Origin of the sequence: Vibrio sp. 10N.247.310.23 (assembly GCF_041467155.1) — a bacterium.
Taxonomy (GTDB): Bacteria; Pseudomonadota; Gammaproteobacteria; order Enterobacterales; family Vibrionaceae; genus Vibrio; species Vibrio crassostreae_C.
In genome coordinates, this window is the sequence record NZ_JBFSTZ010000105.1 from 1 (window position 1) to 1103 (window position 1103).

2 protein-coding genes are annotated in these 1103 nt (G+C 55.3%); both read right to left on the minus strand.

What is annotated here, in order from left to right:
- Positions 1 to 641, minus strand: a 641-nt coding sequence (locus tag AB6D93_RS24115) for a TraC family protein (protein WP_372159262.1), incomplete at its 3' end; no start/stop codon positions are given.
- Complete coding sequence (locus AB6D93_RS24120) at positions 641 to 1069, minus strand: TIGR03751 family conjugal transfer lipoprotein (protein WP_372127298.1); 429 nt, start codon at positions 1067 to 1069, stop codon at positions 641 to 643. The genes AB6D93_RS24115 and AB6D93_RS24120, both read right to left, overlap by 1 nt.
- Positions 1070 to 1103: the final 34 nt, after the last annotated feature.

A 1103-nucleotide genomic window follows, 5' to 3' on the forward strand; every position in this document is an offset into this window, starting at 1 on the left:
GCGTGGATACTCTCGCCTGAGCTGGCCTTGATGCCCACCCCTAAATCTTTGAATGCGCTCGGGGATAACAGGCGGCGCCTTAGACTTTTTAAGGTGCGAAGGTTAGTTTTTTGCAGTGTTTCACTGGCGTCTTCGGGGAGCCAGCGATAAATAGCGAGACGAACTTGGCGCTCGCGGGCGCGCCAGGGGCGACCATCCACCGCAAAGATACCTTGCTCTCGCCCTATCAGTTCGAAATGGCGGCGGTCTTCATCGAGCACCGCGCGGGTGAATTCATCATCAACGCGCGCACGGTTGAGTAACGTCTCATGGGCATCCTCAAATCGGTCGACATCACGGGCAAACAATTGCACCACCCACGGGTTGTCTTCGTCAATCAAGGCGGTAAGGGTGTGGGCGACACTTGATACCACCCGCTCAAGCTGCGCTTGCGTTTTGTCTTCTGTGACCAGCGGCGTAATATCAAAAAACAGGCCCATCGAACGACCGTCTTCCAGTTGCACCAGACCTTTATCGCTGATTTCAATCCAAGGCAGTTTGGCGGCAAACGACGGCGGTACGCTGTAATCTATTGGTGGGGCTTCCAGCGCTTTACCTTCGGTAAAAAAGTGGGTGATGGCATGACGCATTTTTTTCAACATTACCAACGCTCCTTAGGCAGATTAGCTGGGCTGTCCAGGGGCGCGGCGTAATGTACGCGCTCATACAAGGGAAAGACGGTGCTGTATCCAGGCACCGGCAGTGCGCCTGATTGGTGCGGCAGAACATAGAGCACCACATCCGGGTTAGGCAGCCTTGGGAAGAGGTTGGTCGCTTCACGCCAGCTGTCTCGGGTGTAGTCGCTTTGACGCTGAGACAATGTCGTCATATCAAGAGGCACGCGCAGCTCGCCTTGCGTTTGGCTAAGCGCATCACCGCCTTGCCCCACACCTTGACCGCCGCCCGACATTTGGTTTTGCCACACTTGCTCGGAGTTGGTTTGAGGGTTCGGTAAAGTGTCGTCTTGCGACGTTGAGCAGCCCAGTAATCCGAGCAGGCTCAATGCGCTGATAAGGTTACGGTAATTCATACGTCGCTCCTTGGGTTTGAGTGTCGTAACGCAC

What these genes read in the sequence shown, in the direction of transcription:
- AB6D93_RS24120 (WP_372127298.1), bottom strand. Translation starts at nt 1,069, where the DNA reads ATGAATTACCGTAACCTTATCAGCGCATTGAGCCTGCTCGGATTACTG.